The sequence below is a fragment of the Mesorhizobium sp. Root695 genome, assembly GCF_001428185.1.
Lineage (GTDB): Bacteria > Pseudomonadota > Alphaproteobacteria > Rhizobiales > Rhizobiaceae > Mesorhizobium.
In genome coordinates this window covers 127,112-143,135 of sequence record NZ_LMHO01000044.1, presented here as the reverse complement: position 1 = coordinate 143,135, position 16,024 = coordinate 127,112, and the positions used below count along the sequence as shown (strand labels likewise).

The 16,024-nt window shown below is 63.3% G+C and carries 12 protein-coding genes; 7 read left to right on the top strand and 5 right to left on the bottom strand.

Features of this window, described 5'->3' with window-relative positions:
- Positions 1-8 precede the first annotated feature (8 nt).
- A complete protein-coding gene (locus tag ASD99_RS28590) occupies positions 9-296 on the bottom strand; it encodes a succinate dehydrogenase assembly factor 2 (RefSeq protein WP_056582203.1) in 288 nt (95 codons plus the stop codon).
- Between the two features lie 92 nt (positions 297-388).
- Here ASD99_RS28590 and recG point away from each other — a divergent pair, with 92 nt between their 5' ends.
- Complete coding sequence (gene recG / locus ASD99_RS28585) at positions 389-2,497, top strand: ATP-dependent DNA helicase RecG (protein WP_056582197.1); 2,109 nt, start codon at positions 389-391, stop codon at positions 2,495-2,497.
- On the opposite strand, the gene ASD99_RS28580 is transcribed toward recG, so the two are convergent.
- The 4 genes from ASD99_RS28580 to ASD99_RS28565 form a co-directional block, all read right to left on the bottom strand.
- Positions 2,449-3,204 carry a DUF502 domain-containing protein gene (locus tag ASD99_RS28580; RefSeq protein ID WP_056582195.1) on the bottom strand — a complete coding sequence of 252 codons (756 nt, stop codon included), beginning with the start codon at positions 3,202-3,204 and terminating at the stop codon, positions 2,449-2,451. The two genes, recG and ASD99_RS28580, sit on opposite strands and share 49 nt — an antisense overlap.
- A 92-nt stretch (positions 3,205-3,296) precedes the next feature.
- Positions 3,297-5,120, bottom strand: coding sequence for a glutamine--fructose-6-phosphate transaminase (isomerizing) (gene glmS / locus ASD99_RS28575; protein ID WP_056582193.1), 1,824 nt, complete (start codon positions 5,118-5,120; stop codon positions 3,297-3,299).
- Between the two features lie 176 nt (positions 5,121-5,296).
- The gene (glmU, locus tag ASD99_RS28570; RefSeq protein WP_057145679.1) at positions 5,297-6,655 is read right to left on the bottom strand and encodes a bifunctional UDP-N-acetylglucosamine diphosphorylase/glucosamine-1-phosphate N-acetyltransferase GlmU; all 1,359 of its coding nucleotides are present in this window, start codon (positions 6,653-6,655) and stop codon (positions 5,297-5,299) included.
- A gap of 155 nt (positions 6,656-6,810) precedes the next feature.
- Positions 6,811-7,557 (bottom strand): cytochrome c biogenesis CcdA family protein, encoded by a 747-nt coding sequence (locus ASD99_RS28565; RefSeq protein ID WP_056582397.1) that lies wholly within the window; start codon positions 7,555-7,557, stop codon positions 6,811-6,813.
- A 186-nt stretch (positions 7,558-7,743) separates the two neighbouring features.
- Between ASD99_RS28565 and ASD99_RS28560 the strand changes: the two genes are divergently transcribed.
- The 6 genes from ASD99_RS28560 to ASD99_RS28535 all read left to right on the top strand — a co-directional run bounded on the left by ASD99_RS28560 (position 7,744) and on the right by ASD99_RS28535 (position 15,966).
- Entirely contained in the window at positions 7,744-8,121 is a 378-nt protein-coding gene (locus ASD99_RS28560; RefSeq protein ID WP_057145677.1) for a hypothetical protein, read from the top strand.
- Positions 8,122-8,487: 366 nt separating this feature from the next.
- Positions 8,488-11,124, top strand: a complete 2,637-nt coding sequence (topA, locus tag ASD99_RS28555) for a type I DNA topoisomerase (protein WP_056582185.1) — start codon at positions 8,488-8,490, stop codon at positions 11,122-11,124.
- Positions 11,125-11,130: 6 nt separating this feature from the next.
- A complete protein-coding gene (gene rnr, locus ASD99_RS28550; protein WP_057145675.1) occupies positions 11,131-13,437 on the top strand; it encodes a ribonuclease R in 2,307 nt (768 codons plus the stop codon).
- Positions 13,437-13,883, top strand: coding sequence for a DUF983 domain-containing protein (locus ASD99_RS28545; RefSeq protein WP_057145747.1), 447 nt, complete (start codon positions 13,437-13,439; stop codon positions 13,881-13,883). Before rnr ends, ASD99_RS28545 begins: the two co-directional genes overlap by 1 nt.
- 86 nt (positions 13,884-13,969) lie before the next feature.
- On the top strand, positions 13,970-14,710 hold the full coding sequence (locus ASD99_RS28540; protein WP_057145674.1) for an NUDIX hydrolase: 741 nt from the start codon (positions 13,970-13,972) through the stop codon (positions 14,708-14,710).
- A 77-nt stretch (positions 14,711-14,787) separates the two neighbouring features.
- A complete protein-coding gene (locus ASD99_RS28535; protein WP_057145672.1) occupies positions 14,788-15,966 on the top strand; it encodes an MFS transporter in 1,179 nt (392 codons plus the stop codon).
- Positions 15,967-16,024 lie beyond the last annotated feature (58 nt).

Here is a 16,024-nt window from a genome sequence, read left to right as displayed (position 1 = left end):
CAGGTCGCTCAAAATGTCATGGAGTGGCGGAAAGCCAGGATCTTTTGCAGGACGGCACAATCTATATCCGCCGGGACCGGGCGTTCGCCGGTGACCATGGGCAGGAATTCGGTGTCGGGAATGTCGAGGAGCCTCTCATATTGGTCGATTTCCTCGCCGGTCAAGGCACCGATCTCAGCGTCGGCGAAGGTGCCGAGGATAAGGTCCATCTCGCGCATGCCGCGATGCCAGGAGCGAAACAGAAGCTTGCGGCGGCGAGCGTCCAGCCCCTCGCTTGATCTCGTCGTTCCGGTCATTGTGCCGCATCCTCACTTGCTGCGGCGCATATAGCGTGGATAGAAGGTGCTGTCAGCCTTGCGCTGTAGCCGTCGCGACATAAGCTGACATCATGCGTCCTTCCATCCTCGATCCGCTGTTTGTTCCGATCACCTCGCTTGCCGGCGTCGGACCGAAGGTCGGCGCCCTGATCGAAAAGGTTGTCCCGGCCGATCTGGGTGATCGCGTCGCCCGCGCGGGCGACCTTCTGTTCGTCCTGCCGCACACCGTCATCGACCGCCGCAGCCGGCCGGGTATCGCAGGGTCCGCGGAAGGCCAGATCGTCACGCTCGACGTGCGCATCGACCGACACCAGCCGCCGCCGCGCGGCAACAGGTCGGTGCCCTACAGGGTCTTCGCCCATGACGACACAGGCGAGATCGCGCTGACCTTCTTCCATGCTCACGCTTCCTATCTCGAAAAGGCGATGCCCGAGGGCGAGCATGTAGTGGTCTCCGGCCGCATGGAATGGTTCAACGGCCGCCCGAGCATGGTCCACCCCGACCATATCGCGCTCGCCAGCGAGGCGGAGAACCTGCCGTTGGTCGAACCGGTCTATCCGCTCACCGCAGGGCTCTCGGGCAAGGTGCTGCGCCGGGCGATCGGCCAGGCGCTCGCACGCGTGCCTGAATTTCCCGAATGGCAGGACAGCGCCTTCATGCGCCGGCACACTTTTGCGGCCTTTGGCGATGCGCTCGCCCGCATCCACAATCCGGCCGACCCGATCGACGTCTCCGTCGACGGCGCCGCGTGGCGACGGCTCGCCTATGACGAGTTACTGGCGGGCCAGGTCTCGCTGGCGCTGGTGCGGGCAAAAGTCCGCCGCCTGTCCGGGCGTCCCCTGGTCGGCGACGGCAGCATCGTTGAAAAATTGCGCGCCGCACTGCCCTATTCGCTGACATCAAGCCAAGAGTTCGCGCTGGCCGAAATCAACGCCGACCTCGCCGATCCCGAACGCATGCTGCGGCTTCTTCAGGGCGATGTCGGTTCCGGCAAGACGGTGGTGGCGCTGCTGGCCATGGCGCGCGCCGTCGAGGCCGGCGGCCAGGCCGCCTTGATGGCACCGACCGAGATTCTCGCACGCCAGCATCTGGCGACCATCGCGCCGCTTGCCGCCAAGGTCGGGCTGCGCATCGCTATCCTCACCGGCCGCGAAAAGGGCCGCGAGCGCACTGACACGCTGGCCGGTCTGGCGAGCGGCGAGATCGACATCGTCGTCGGCACCCACGCGCTGTTCCAGGACACGGTCACCTTCCACGACCTGGTCTTCGCCGTCATCGACGAGCAGCACCGCTTCGGCGTCCACCAGCGGCTTGCCATCACCGCCAAGGGCGACGCGCCCGACATGCTGGTGATGACCGCCACTCCCATCCCGCGCACGCTGGTGCTGACCGCCTTCGGCGACATGGATGTGTCGAAGCTGACGGAAAAGCCGGCCGGCCGCCAGCCGATCCGCACCGTCACGCTGCCCCTCGAGCGGCTGGACGAACTGGTCGGCCGCATGGTCGATGCCGTCGCCGGCGGCCAGAAGATCTACTGGATCTGTCCGCTGGTCGAGGAATCCGAAGAAATCAAGCTGATGTCGGCCGAGGACCGTTTTGCCTCGCTGAAACCACTGTTCGGCGACCGCATCGGCCTCGTCCATGGCCGCATGAAGGGCGCCGAGAAGGACGAGGCGATGCGCGCCTTCAAGCAGGGCGAGACACGCATCCTGATCGCCACCACGGTCATCGAGGTCGGTGTCGACGTGCCGGACGCGACCGTCATGGTCATCGAGCATGCCGAGCGCTTCGGCCTCGCCCAATTGCACCAGTTGCGCGGGCGGGTCGGGCGCGGTGACAGCAAGTCCTCCTGCGTGCTGCTCTACAAGGACCCGCTCGGCGAGACCGCGAAACGCCGGCTGTCGGTGATGCGCGAGACCGAGGACGGCTTCCTGATCGCCGAAGAGGATCTGAAGCTGCGTGGTGAAGGCGAATTGCTGGGCACCCGCCAGTCCGGCACGCCAGGTTTCCAGGTGGCGCGCATCGAGGCACATGCCGACCTTCTGGAGGCCGCCCGCGACGATGCCAGGCTGGTCCTGTCACGCGATCCGGAGCTGCAATCCGAGCGTGGCGAGGCGTTGCGTCTGCTGCTTTACTTGTTCGGGCGCGACGAAGCAGTGCGGCTCTTGCGCGCCGGCTGAGCCAGGGCGGCAACCGACGGATTGGCCAACATTCCCTCGATCGGCTCGCCGTTCACGACAACCATCTGCTTGACCTCGGGCGCCACCAGTCCGGCCGAGACGATCAGCTTGGCGCCGTCCTCGATCGTCATGTCGAGCGGCACGATGTCCGACTTCGGCACATACATCAGAAAGCCGGTCGTTGGATTCGGCGTGCACGGCATAAAGACGGCAATCAGCGGATCGCCTTCCTGATCGAGCTTCTGGTTGATCTCGGTTTCCTTCTCACTGGCGACAAACACCAGCGACCACACGCCCTTGCGCGGATATTCGACCAGCCCGACCTGGCGGAACATGTCGCCCTTGTTCGACAACACGGTCTCGAAAATCTGCTTCAGCGAGCCATAGATGCCGCGCACCAGCGGCATGCGGCCAAGCAGTCGCTCGCCGAAATTGACGATGGCGCGGCCGACGATGTTGGCCGTCAGGAAACCGATCAGCGTGATCAGGATGAGCGCCACGATCAGTCCGAACCCTGGGACCGGAAACGGCAGGTAGGTGTCCGGGCTGTAACGGGCTGGAATATAGGGTTTCACCCAGGAATCGACCCAGCCGATGAACGACCAGGCAATATAGGCGGTGATCGCCAGAGGCGCGCAGACGACGAAGCCTGTGAGGAAATAGTTCCTCAGCCGGGTCATGCCGGAGGTCTTGGGAGCATCGGACATGGTTCACCGAGGGCGCGGATTGCACCGCAACATAATGAACCAGAGGGCGCATTGGAACTGCGAAGTTTTTAAAGGCGTCTGTTAAAAAGCGCCTACTCCACGGTCACCGATTTCGCCAGATTGCGCGGCTGGTCAACGTCGGTGCCCATGAACACAGCGGTGAAATAGGCGAGCATCTGGATCGGCAATGCGTAGATGATCGGCGAGATGATCTCCGGCACGTCGGGCAGCACGATCGTTTCCATCGTCTTCACGCTGGTCAGCGCCGCACCCTTACTGTCGGTGATCAGGATGATCTTGCCGCCGCGCGCCGCCACTTCCTGCATGTTCGACACGGTCTTTTCGAAAATGCGGTCGTGCGGCGCGATGACAATGACCGGCATGTTCTCGTCGATCAGTGCGATCGGGCCATGCTTCAGCTCGCCCGCGGCATAGCCCTCGGCGTGGATATAGGAGATTTCCTTGAGCTTCAACGCGCCTTCCATGGCCAGCGGGAAATTGGTGTCGCGGCCGAGATAGAGCACGTCCTTGTAGCGCGAGAGTTCGCGCGCGATCCGTTCGATCTGCTCTTCGAGCTTAAGGACCTGGTTGGCATAGCGCGGCGCTTCCGAAAGCGCGCGCACCAAGGCCTTCTCTTGTTCTTTCGAGATCGTACCCCGCGCCACGCCAGCCCGCACGGCTAGCGAAGCCAGGACGGACAGCTGGCAGGTGAACGCCTTGGTGGAGGCGACGCCGATTTCCGGCCCGGCCAGTGTCGGCAGCACCACGTCGGATTCGCGCGCCATGGTCGATTCGCGCACGTTGACGATCGCGCCGATCTTCATTCCCGCCTTGCGGCAGTAGCGCAGCGACGCCAGCGTGTCGGCCGTCTCGCCCGATTGCGAGATGAAGAAAGCAGCATCCTTCGCCGACAGCGGCATCTCGCGGTAGCGGAATTCGGAGGCGACATCGATGTCGACCGGCAGCCGCGCATAGCGCTCGAACCAGTATTTGCCGATCAGGCCGGCCAGATAGGCGGTGCCACAGGCCGAAATCGCCAGCCGGTCGATCTTGGCGAAATCGAAAGGCAGGTCGAGCGGCTTGGACACGCCGCCGACAAAATCCAGATAATTCGCCAGCGTGTGCGAGATCACCTCGGGCTGCTCATGGATTTCCTTTTCCATGAAATGGCGCCGGTTGCCCTTGTCGACCATGAAGCTGGTCGACAGCGACTGCTGGCGTTTGCGGTCGACCTTTTTGCCATCGATATCGAATATCTCAACACCGTTGCGGCGCACCACCGCCCAGTCGCCATCTTCCAGATAGGTGATCGAATTGGTGAACGGGGCGAGCGCGATGGCGTCGGAGCCCAGGAACATCTCGCCATCGCCATGGCCGACGGCCAAAGGCGGGCCATTGCGGGCGCCGACGATCAGGTCCTCGTCGCCCTTGAACATGATCGCCAGCGCGAAAGCGCCTTCCAGCCGCTTTAGCGCCTGGTGCGCGGCCTCCACCGGCTTCAACCCCCTGGCCAGTTCGCGCGCCACCAGATGCGCGACGACCTCGGTGTCGGTCTGCGACGAGAATGAATAGCCGTCGCGGATCAGCTCGTCGCGCAGTTCGGCGAAATTCTCGATGATGCCGTTGTGGACGATGGCGACGCCGTCGGAAAAATGCGGATGCGCATTGGTCTCGTTGGGCACGCCATGCGTCGCCCAGCGTGTGTGACCGATGCCGATCATGCCGTCGAGCGGCGCGCTTTTCAGCAAGCGTTCGAGGTTGACCAGCTTGCCTTCGGCGCGGCGGCGGCCAAGCTCACCATGATCGATGGTGGCAACACCGGCCGAGTCATAGCCGCGATATTCCAACCGCTTCAGCGCATCGACGATGAGCGGCGCAACCTGCGAGTGCCCGACGATTCCAACGATACCGCACATGCGGACAGCCCCCGATTCCTCGTGGAAAACCAGCGCTATTTAAGGATGGCCGGCCTGCCGCGAAAGTCACATTGCATTTCGTCCCGTGTAACGGAACCTCATTCCTGTCGATGCACCATGACAGACCGCTCTTGCAATCCGGTTACTGCAATCGTTCGGTTCTTTGCGGGCCGGTTTTACTTTTTTTTCGCAGCCGCGGCCGAAGCGAACCGTTCGCGCAATTCCTTGCCTTTGCCGGGGATGGTCTTCTGGCGAGCACGTCCAAACGCCAGCGCATCGTCGGGCACGCTTTCGGTGATCACGCTGCCCGAGGCTATGTAGCCGCCCTTGCCGATGGTGACTGGCGCCACCAGCGAGGAATTCGAGCCGACAAAGGCGCCCTCACCGATGTCGGTGAAGAATTTTGAATAGCCGTCATAATTGCAGGTGATGGTGCCGGCGCCGATGTTGGCGCCCGCGCCGACGCGGGCGTCGCCGATATAGGTCAAATGGTTGACCTTGGCGCCCTCCTCGATAACAGCCTGTTTGATCTCACAGAAATTGCCGACCTTGGCCTTCTGCTTGAGATCGGCACCCGGCCGCAGCCGTGCGAACGGTCCGACATCGCAATTGGACGCAATGGTGGCGCCTTCGATATGGCTGAAGGCATGGATCTTGGCGCCCGTGGCGATTTTCACACCTGGACCAAACCAGACATTGGGCTCGACGATCGTATCAGCGCCGATCTCGGTGTCGTGCGAGAAATACACGCTCTCCGGCGCGATCAGCGTTACACCCGACAGCATCACTTCGTGACGGCGGCGCGCCTGCCAGATGCCCTCGGCTTGCGCCAGTTCGGCGCGGTTGTTGATGCCGAGTGCATTTTCAAAGCTGGCTTCGGTCGCAACCACATCGAGGCCATGACCGCTGGCGATCTCGACGATGTCGGTCAGATAATATTCGCCCTTGGCATTCTTGTTGCCGACCGCGTCGAGCAGCGTCAGCGCTTGGGCGCCGGCCACTGCCATCAGCCCGCCATTGCAGAAGGTGATCTTCCGCTCTTCCTCGCTGCAATCCTTCTCCTCGCGGATGGCGACCAGCTTGCCGCCCTTTTCGATCAGCCGGCCGTAGCCGGTTGGATTGGGCGTACTGAAGCCGATGACGACAACGGCAGCACCTTCCGCCAGTTTCAGCCGCGCTACGGTCAGCGCGCCCGGATCGATCAGCGGCGTATCGCCGAACATCACCAGCACATCGTCGTAACCCTTTGATATCGCTTCGCGAGCGGCGAGCACGGCATGCGCGGTGCCAAGACGCTTTTCCTGCACGAAGGTCTCGGCCTTTGGCGCAAATTTTGCCGCAGCCTTGAGCATTTCCTCCGCCCCATGTCCGATCACCAGCGCTTGGTCACCGGCACCCGCGGCTTCCGCCGCCTTGACCACATGGGCGACCATCGGCAGCCCAGCAATCTGATGCAGCACCTTCGGCAGCGCGCTTTTCATGCGCGTGCCTTCGCCGGCGGCGAGAATGACGGACAGGCAGGATCTCTGGCTCATGGATGGCAACCGTATGAAAAGGGTTGGGAATCAAAACATGCTAGCAGTGGCGCCATGCTGCACCAATGCGGTTAAATTCCGGTGAGATGGCGGAGCAGTTGACTCTCAATCAGCGGGTCCGCAGTTCAATCCTGCCTCTCCCGCCGCCATCAGCGCTACCCCAACCTTCCCAGCGCCGGGAAGTTCTCCAGCAGCCAGTAGGACACGGTCTGCACGCCACCGGTGAGGAAAAACACGCCGGCCACCACCAGCAGCGCGCCGATCGCTTTTTCGACGCGGCCGAGATGGACGCGGAACTTGCCGAGGAAGCGCATGAAGGCGCCGGAAAACAGCGCCGCGATCAGGAATGGGATGCCCAGCCCAAGCGAATAGGCGGCAAGCAGCAGCGCGCCCTCGCCCACCGTCTCGCGGCCGCCGGCCAGCGTCAGGATCGGCCCCAGCACCGGGCCGATGCAGGGCGTCCAGCCGAAGGCGAAGGCCAGTCCCATGACGTAGGCGGCAAGGGCATTTGCCGGCTTTCCTTGCGATTGGAAGCGCGCCTCGCGCGACAGCAGCGGAATGCGCAGGATGCCGAGGAAATTCAGGCCCATCAGGATGATAAGCACGCCGGCAGCCATCGCCAGCGGCTCCTGCCAGACGCGTAGCCAATGGCCGATGGTCGAGGCGCCGGCGCCGAGCGCCACGAACACGGTCGAGAAGCCGAGCACGAAGGCGACCGATGAATAGAGCAGCGCGCCGCGCGTGCCTTCCCGAGCCGTTACGCCCGCATCGCCGCGAAAATCGTCGACCGAGACGCCAGCCATATAGCAGAGATAGGGCGGCACCAGCGGCAGCACGCAAGGCGACAGGAACGAGATGGCCCCCGCCCCGACCGCGCTGACATAGCCGATGTCCAATGCCATTTCCAAGAACTCCAATGCCGTAACGCCGATATAGCGACGCGCAGCCTTGTCCACCAATCACCATTGTGTTGGCAAGATCATCGCTTGCCAGAAGCACTTGCCGGGAAGAAACGGCGGCCCGCACGCGTTGACGCTGTGAGGCCGCGATTTCCCGCGTGTCTCCAGATATCAGTCAGGGAGATTTCCATGAAAACCATAACCGTAGGGCTTGCAGCGCTTTTGCTCAGCACCGCCGCATCCTTCGCCGCCGACGCGTGGAAGGAAGCCGAGGTCAATGGGAACAAGATCTACACCGATGCCAACGGCATGACGCTTTATACCTATGACAAGGACGAGAAGGGCAAGACCAATTGCTACGACAAATGCGCCACCAACTGGCCGCCGCTGAAAGCCGAGGCCGGCGCCAAGGGAGATGACGAATGGAGCGTTGTCGACCGCACAGACGGCACCAAGATGTGGGCCTATGATGGCAAGCCGGTCTACACCTTCATCAAAGACAAGAAGGCCGGTGACATGAGCGGCGACGGCGTTGCCGACGTCTGGCACGTCGTCAAGGCCAACTAGGCCCTCAATTCGAACCCCGCCCACTGACGGGACAAGGGCTGGTCGCCGCGCATCTCCATGCAGCCGGCGGCCAGTGTCGACCAGCCTGTTATGGTATCGCCCGTTCCGGCTCTGGCAACATTTCAGCGACTCGGCGGAAAAATCAATCGGGCCGTTTCCCGCTGACTCGGGCCCACCATCTCCCTTTCCGAAAATTCTGTGATTTTCTCCATACACTCTAAGAGTGTATTGCTGCCCAGCGCCCCGCAATTTGGGCGCTTCCCCTTGACCGGATGCAAAAGCGCGGCCATGTGAGCGACAAATAGAACGAGATTTCGTCGCGCGCAGCGGAATTCTTCTGGCGCACCACAGCTGATATGAGACCTCATGGACGTCGTCGTCGTCGAATCGCCGGCCAAGGCGAAGACAATCAACAAATACCTCGGCAAGAACTACAAGGTTCTGGCCTCGTTCGGCCATGTCCGCGATTTGCCGGCCAAGGATGGCTCGGTGCGTCCGGATGAGGATTTCGCCATGTCCTGGGCGGTCGACACCGCCTCTGGCAAGCGGCTCGCCGACATCGCCAAGGCGGTCAAGGATGCCGACGGCCTGATCCTTGCCACCGATCCGGATCGCGAGGGCGAAGCCATTTCCTGGCACGTGCTGGAAGTGCTGAAGCAGAAGCGCGCGCTGAAGGATAAGCCGGTCAGCCGCGTCGTCTTCAACGCCATCACCAAATCGTCGGTGCTGGAGGCAATGGCCAATCCGCGCCAGATCGATGCGCCGCTGGTCGATGCCTATCTCGCCCGCCGGGCGCTGGATTATCTCGTCGGCTTCACGCTGTCGCCGGTGCTGTGGCGCAAGCTGCCGGGCGCCCGCTCGGCTGGCCGCGTCCAATCGGTTGCGCTTCGCTTGGTCTGCGACCGCGAATCCGAGATCGAGCGCTTCATCCGCGAGGAATACTGGCAGATCGCCGCTCTGCTGGGCACGCCGCGCAACGAGAATTTCGAAGCGCGGCTGACCGCCTTCGATCGCAAGAAGCTGCAAAAGCTCGACATTTCCAACAAGGCGCAGGCCGACGACATCAAGTCGATGCTCGAAGGCGCTATCTTCAAGGCGGTGTCGGTCGAAGCCAAGCCGACCAAGCGCAATCCCGGCCCGCCCTTCACCACCTCGACGCTGCAGCAGGCCGCATCGTCGGGCCTTGGCTTCTCGGCCAGCCGCACCATGCAGGTGGCGCAGCGGCTCTATGAAGGCATGGAGATCGGCGGCGAGACCACCGGCCTCATTACCTATATGCGAACCGACGGCGTGCAGATGGCGCCCGAGGCGATCTCGGCCGCCCGCGACGCCATCGCCAAGGAATTCGGCGCAAAATACCTGCCGGAAAAACCGCGCCAATATACCGCCAAGGCCAAGAACGCCCAGGAAGCGCACGAAGCGATCCGCCCGACAGATTTCATGCGCACCCCGGCATCAGTCAGGCAATATCTCGATTCCGACCAGATGCGGCTCTATGAGCTGATCTGGAAGCGTGCCATCGCCAGCCAGATGCAGTCCGCCGAGATCGAGCGTACCACCGCCGAGATCGAGGCGGTCAACGGATCGCGCACCGCCGAGCTGCGTGCCATCGGCTCGGTCGTTCGCTTCGACGGCTTCATCGCCGCCTACACCGACCAGAAGGACGACGATGCGGAAGACGAGGAAAACCGCCGTCTGCCCGAGATCCGTGCTGGCGAACAGCTTGCCCGCCAGGCGATCAACGCGACCCAGCACACCACCGAACCGCCGCCGCGCTATTCCGAAGCCTCGCTGATCAAGAAGCTGGAAGAGCTCGGCATCGGCCGGCCTTCTACATACACGGCGATCCTGAAGACGCTCGAAGACCGCGACTATGTCACCATCGACAAGCGCCGGCTGGTGCCGCAGGCCAAGGGCCGGCTGCTGTCCGCCTTCCTCGAAAGCTTCTTCAAGCGCTATGTCGAGTACGACTTCACGGCATCCCTGGAAGAGAAGCTCGACGAGATCTCGGACGGCAAGCTCGCCTGGAAGGACGTGCTGCGCGATTTCTGGAAGGATTTTTCCGGTGCCGTCGCCGACATCAAGGAACTGCGCGTCACCGACGTGCTCGACGCGCTGAACGAAGAACTGGCGCCGCTGGTGTTCCCGACGCGGGAAGACGGCTCCAATCCGCGCATCTGCCCGAAATGCGGCACCGGCAATCTGTCGCTGAAGCTCGGCAAGTTCGGCGCCTTTGTCGGCTGCTCCAACTACCCAGAATGCTCCTTCACCCGCCAGCTCGGCGACGCCGCCAACCCGAATGGCGAGAATGGCGGCGGCGAGGACGGCACCAAGGTGATCGGCAAGGATCCCTACACGTCAGAGGAAATCACGCTGCGCAGCGGCCGCTTCGGCCCCTATCTGCAGCGTGGCGACGGCAAGGAAGCCAAGCGCTCCAGCCTGCCCAAGGGCTGGACGGCAGAGTCGATTGACCACGAGAAGGCGCTGGCGCTGCTGTCATTACCGCGCGATGTCGGCCAGCACCCGGAAACGGCCAAGATGATCTCGGCCGGGCTCGGCCGCTATGGTCCGTTCGTTCTCCATGACGGCACCTATGCCAATCTCGACAGCATCGAGGATGTGTTCTCGATCGGCCTCAACCGTGCCGTGTCGGTGATCGCCGAGAAGCAGTTGAAGGGCAAGGGTGGCCGCAATGGCGGCACTGCCGCTGCGCTCAAGGAACTTGGCGACCATCCCGACGGCGGCGGCAAGATCGTCGTGCGCGACGGCAAATACGGGCCTTACGTGAATTTCGGCAAGGTCAATGCCACCCTGCCCAAGGGCAGGGATCCACAGTCGGTGACGATCGAGGATGCGCTGGCGCTGATTGCCGAGAAGGAGGCCAAGGGCGGCGGCGGCAAGAAGCCGTTCCGCAAGGCAGCAGCGGCCAAGGCCCCATCAACCAAGAAAACGGCAGCCAAGAAACCAGCGGCCAAGAAGCCGGCCGCGAAGAAAAAAGGGTAGGACAGCGTGGCGCGCAGGATCACCGGTAGGAGCCACGGCGATCCGCGCACCGCCGACACCAGGGCCAAGGTCAAGGACGACTACCGGCCCTCGCGTGACGAAATCCTGCGCTACATCGCTGAAAATCCCGATCGTGCGGGAAAACGCGACATTGCCAAGGCGTTCGCGCTGCGCGGCGACGACCGCATCTGGCTGAAGGACATTTTGCGCGACCTGCAGGACGAAGGCGTCCTGGCTAAGGAGCGCAAGCAGATGGCCCGCGTCGGTGCCCTGCCCCATGTCGCCGTGCTCGACATCTTTGGCCGTGACGGCGATGGCATTTTGCTGGCGCACCCGGCCGAGGCCGTGGGCACGGGCGAGCCGCCCGTCGTCTCGATCCGCGTGTCGCGTGGCGGCAGCGGCCCAGCGCCCGGCATCGGCGACCGCGTGCTGGCCAAGACCTTTCCGACCAACGAAGCGACTGGCCCCGCCTACACCGGGCGGGTGATGAAGATCTTCGAGAAGCGCACCGATGCCGTGCTCGGTATCTTTCGCATCCTGCAGGACGGCACCTTCCGCATCGAACCGGTGGAACGGCGTCAACCGGAACTGATCGTCGACAAGGATTTCCAGAACGGCGCCAAGAACGGCGACCTGGTCGAGGTCGAGCCCGCGCGGGCCTCCCGTTACGGCCTGCCGAGAGCCAAGGTGCTCAACGTGCTGGGCTCGCTGACCAGCGAAAAGGCGGTCTCGATGATCGCCATCCACGCGCATGACATTCCGCATATCTTTCCGGCCGACGTCATTGCCGAATCCGAAGCAGTCAAGCCGGCGACGCTTGATCACCGCGAGGACTGGCGCGACCTGCCGCTCGTCACCATCGATCCGGCCGACGCCAAGGACCATGACGACGCCGTCTTCGCGACGCCGGATCTCGACGAGAAGAACCCGGGCGGCGTGGTCGCCACCGTCGCCATCGCCGATGTCGCCGCCTACGTCCGCTATGGCACAGCACTCGATCGCGAAGCGCTAAAGCGCGGCAATTCGGTCTATTTCCCCGATCGCGTCGTGCCGATGCTGCCCGAGCGCATCTCCAACGATCTCTGCTCGCTGCGCGAGAGCCAGGACCGGCCAGCGCTCGCCGTGCGCATGGTTTTTTCGGCCGAGGGCCGCAAGCTCAGGCACTCCTTCCATCGTGTCATGATGAAGTCGGCGGCAAAGCTCGCCTATAGCCAGGCGCAGGCGGCGATCGACGGGGTGCCGGACGAAAAGACCGGCCCGATCCTCGACACGGTGCTGAAGCCGCTGTGGGACGCCTATGCGATCCTCAAGCGTGGCCGCGATGGCCGCCAGCCGCTCGAGCTCGATCTGCCGGAGCGCAAGATCCTGCTCAAGCCGGACGGCACCGTCGATCGCGTCATCGTGCCGGAACGGCTCGATGCCCACAAGCTGATCGAAGAATTCATGATCCAGGCCAATGTTGCCGCGGCCGAGACGCTGGAAGCGAAGAAACAGGAACTGGTCTACCGCGTCCACGACGCGCCTTCGCTCGCCAAGCAGGAATCGTTGCGCGAGTTTCTGCAGACGCTTGGCCTGTCGCTCGCCCGCGGCGCGCAGATGCAGCCGAGCCAGTTCAACGGCATCCTGGAGCGCGTGCGCGGTGCCGACAATGAGGGTCTGGTCAACGAAGTGGTGCTGCGCTCGCAGAGCCAGGCCGAATACTCGCCCAAGAACATTGGCCATTTCGGTCTCAACCTCAGGCGTTACGCCCATTTCACCTCACCGATCCGCCGGTATGCCGACTTGATCGTGCATCGCGGACTTATTGCCGCACTAAGCCTGGGTTCGGGCGGACTGACACAGGACGAAGCGGCACGGCTCGAAGATGTCGCGGTGCTGATCTCAGGCACGGAACGTCGCGCAATGGCGGCCGAGCGGGACACAGTCGACCGTCTGGTCGCCGCCTATCTCGCCGAGCGCATCGACGACCGTTTCGACGCCCGCATCTCCGGGGTCACCAAATCAGGACTATTTGTCCAGTTGCCGCAGTATGGCGCGGATGGTTTCATCCCGGTGTCAACATTGAACGGCGATTACTATATATACGACGAAACGGCGCGCTCCCTGTTCGGAGAACGCTCGGGCAAAGGCTACCAACTCGCGGACCGAGTCGAGGTTCGACTCGTCGAGGTGGCGCCAATGGCTGGCGCGATGCGCTTCGAGATGTTGACCGACCCGAAGCCATTGCCGGGCTCCAAGCGGTCGTTCCACAAGGCCAAGGGCCGCGCCCGCGCGTCGCAATCGCGACCGGGTTCGCGCGGCAGGAGACGATGATGACAACAGCCATTGAAGAACAGGTTTTCGGCGGAGAACATCACTCGGGCCGGGCTGCCCGCCCGCTGTGGACGGCGATGAAGCGCGGCCTGCTCGGCCGCTGCCCACGTTGCGGCGAAGGCAAGCTGTTTCGCGCCTTCACCAAGACCGTCGACACGTGCAGCGTCTGCGGTGAGGAACTGCATCACCACCGCGCCGACGACCTGCCTGCCTATCTCGTCATCGTCATCGTCGGTCACATCGTGCTCGGCGCTTTCATGGGCGTCGAGGCGACATCCACTCTGTCCACATGGCAACACATCGCCATCTGGGTGCCGCTGACCATCCTTCTGTCGGTCGCTCTGCTGCAACCGGTCAAGGGTGCCGTCATCGGACTGCAATGGGCCTTCTATATGCACGGCTTCGGCGACGAACACGACGTGATCGAGCCGCATCCCGGAGCCTGAGTCGCAGCCAAGAATGCGCCCTGGCGCAACATACCGACCGTGAAAGGCCACTTTCGCTTGCCAGAAGTTTCCGCTAGGTCCTGCGCATGGACGGTATGACCAAGGCGGAAGTCGACAAGATCGAGCGGAGCATGATCGCTCATAGCGACCGGCCAATTCGCCCGCGCGACGCGGCAACCCTCATCCTTCTCGACCGCAAGGGTAATGACGTGCTGGTTCTGATCGGCCGCCGCCATGCCCGCCACGCATTCATGCCGGGCAAGTTCGTCTTCCCGGGAGGCCGCACCGACCCGGCCGACAGCCGCATCCCGGTCGCCGCCGCATTGCACCCGGAGCAGGAAGCCAGGCTGATCGCCGGGCCGGGCCGCACAAGCGCCGCACGAGCCCGTGCCATCGCCTTGTCGGCCATTCGCGAGACCTATGAGGAAGCCGGATTGCTGATCGGCCGCAAAGGTGCTTTCGCCACCGTCAGGCCCGATTGGCAAGGTTTTGCCGAACACGGCGTGCAGCCCTCTCTGGACATGCTGCGCTTCGTCGCGCGCGCCATCACGCCGCCCAACCGGGTGCGCCGCTTCGACACGCGTTTCTTTAGCGCCTGGCGCGACGAGGTCGCGGTCGAACTGCCCGGTGGTGGCCCGACCAACGAGCTTGAAGAACTGGTCTGGCTGCCGCTTGCCAAGGCCAGGGAAGCCGACATACCCGACATCACCCGAATGATCCTGGACGAACTGCAGAAGCGCCTCGCCCATGATCCGCTGTTGCGGCCGGGCGGTCCTGTGCCCTTCTACCGGCTTGTCCGCAACCGCTTCACCCGCGAACTTCTCTAGAGCAATTCCAGGAAAAGTGTGACGCGGTTTTCCGTCCGGAATTGCGTAAGATCAAAAAGACAGAGTATTCAGCATCCATGACGGTCGATACCCAACCACAGGGCGACGAACGCGTACACTGGCTGCCAATGGTGGCGGCGATCTCGTCGATCAGTGTCGTCGGCATCGCCATCGGCCTTGGCATGCCATTGCTCAGCGTCATCCTCGAAACACGCGGCCATTCGGCCTCCATGATCGGCCTCAACACGGCCGTCGCCGGCCTCGCCTCGATCGCCGGTGCGCCGCTGGCGACCCCGCTCGCCATGCGCTTCGGCGTCGCCTGGACCATGATCGCCATGATCGCCGCCGGCGCGCTGGCCTTTGTCGGCTTCCATTTCGCACCCGATTTCTGGATGTGGTTCCCGCTGCGCATCGTGCTGCACATCGCGTTGACCGTGCTGTTCATCCTGTCTGAATTCTGGATCAGCACCTCGGCGCCGCCACATCGGCGCGGCCTTGTCCTCGGTATTTACGCCACGGTTCTGTCGCTCGGCTTTGCCGCGGGGCCGTGGCTGTTCGCTCATCTCGGCAGTTCCGGCTTCAGGCCATTCGGCGTCATCATCGGCCTGGTGACGCTGGCAGCCATACCCGTGCTGGCAGCGCGCAACGAAAGCCCGACGATCGCCTCCGACGGCGAAACCAGCAAATTTCTGCGCTACATCTGGCTGGTGCCGTCGGCAACCGCTGCCGTGCTGGTGTTCGGCGCGGTGGAAACCGGCGGCTTTGCGCTGTTCCCGATCTACGGCAGCCGTATCGGCTATTCCGAAGCCGACGCCGCTCTTCTCCTGACCATGATCGGTCTAGGCAACGTGCTGTTGCAGATCCCGATCGGCATGATCAGCGACCGCGTCAGGGACCGCCGTTATCTGCTGATTGCCTGCGCCATGGTCGGTCTTGCCGGCACGGTCTTCATGCCCTTCTTCGCCCAGAATTGGCATTTGATGGCCGCGCTTCTGTTCGTCTGGGGCGGCGTCGTCGCTGCCATGTACACGATCGGCCTTGCCCATCTCGGCTCGCAGCTTTCCGGCCACGAACTGGCGTCGGCCAACGCTGCCTTCGTGCTGTGCTACGGCGTCGGCATGGTGCTCGGCCCGCAAGCGATCGGCATCGGCATGGATGCGTTCGGTCCATCCGGCTTTGGCTGGTCACTCGGCCTGTTCTTCGCCGCCTACATTGCTTTGGTCGCCGTCAGGCTGGTCCGCAAGATCCTCCTCTAGCGCGACTGCCCGTCACTCGCATTGGCCGATGACAAGGCTGCTGACAGAACCGTGTCAG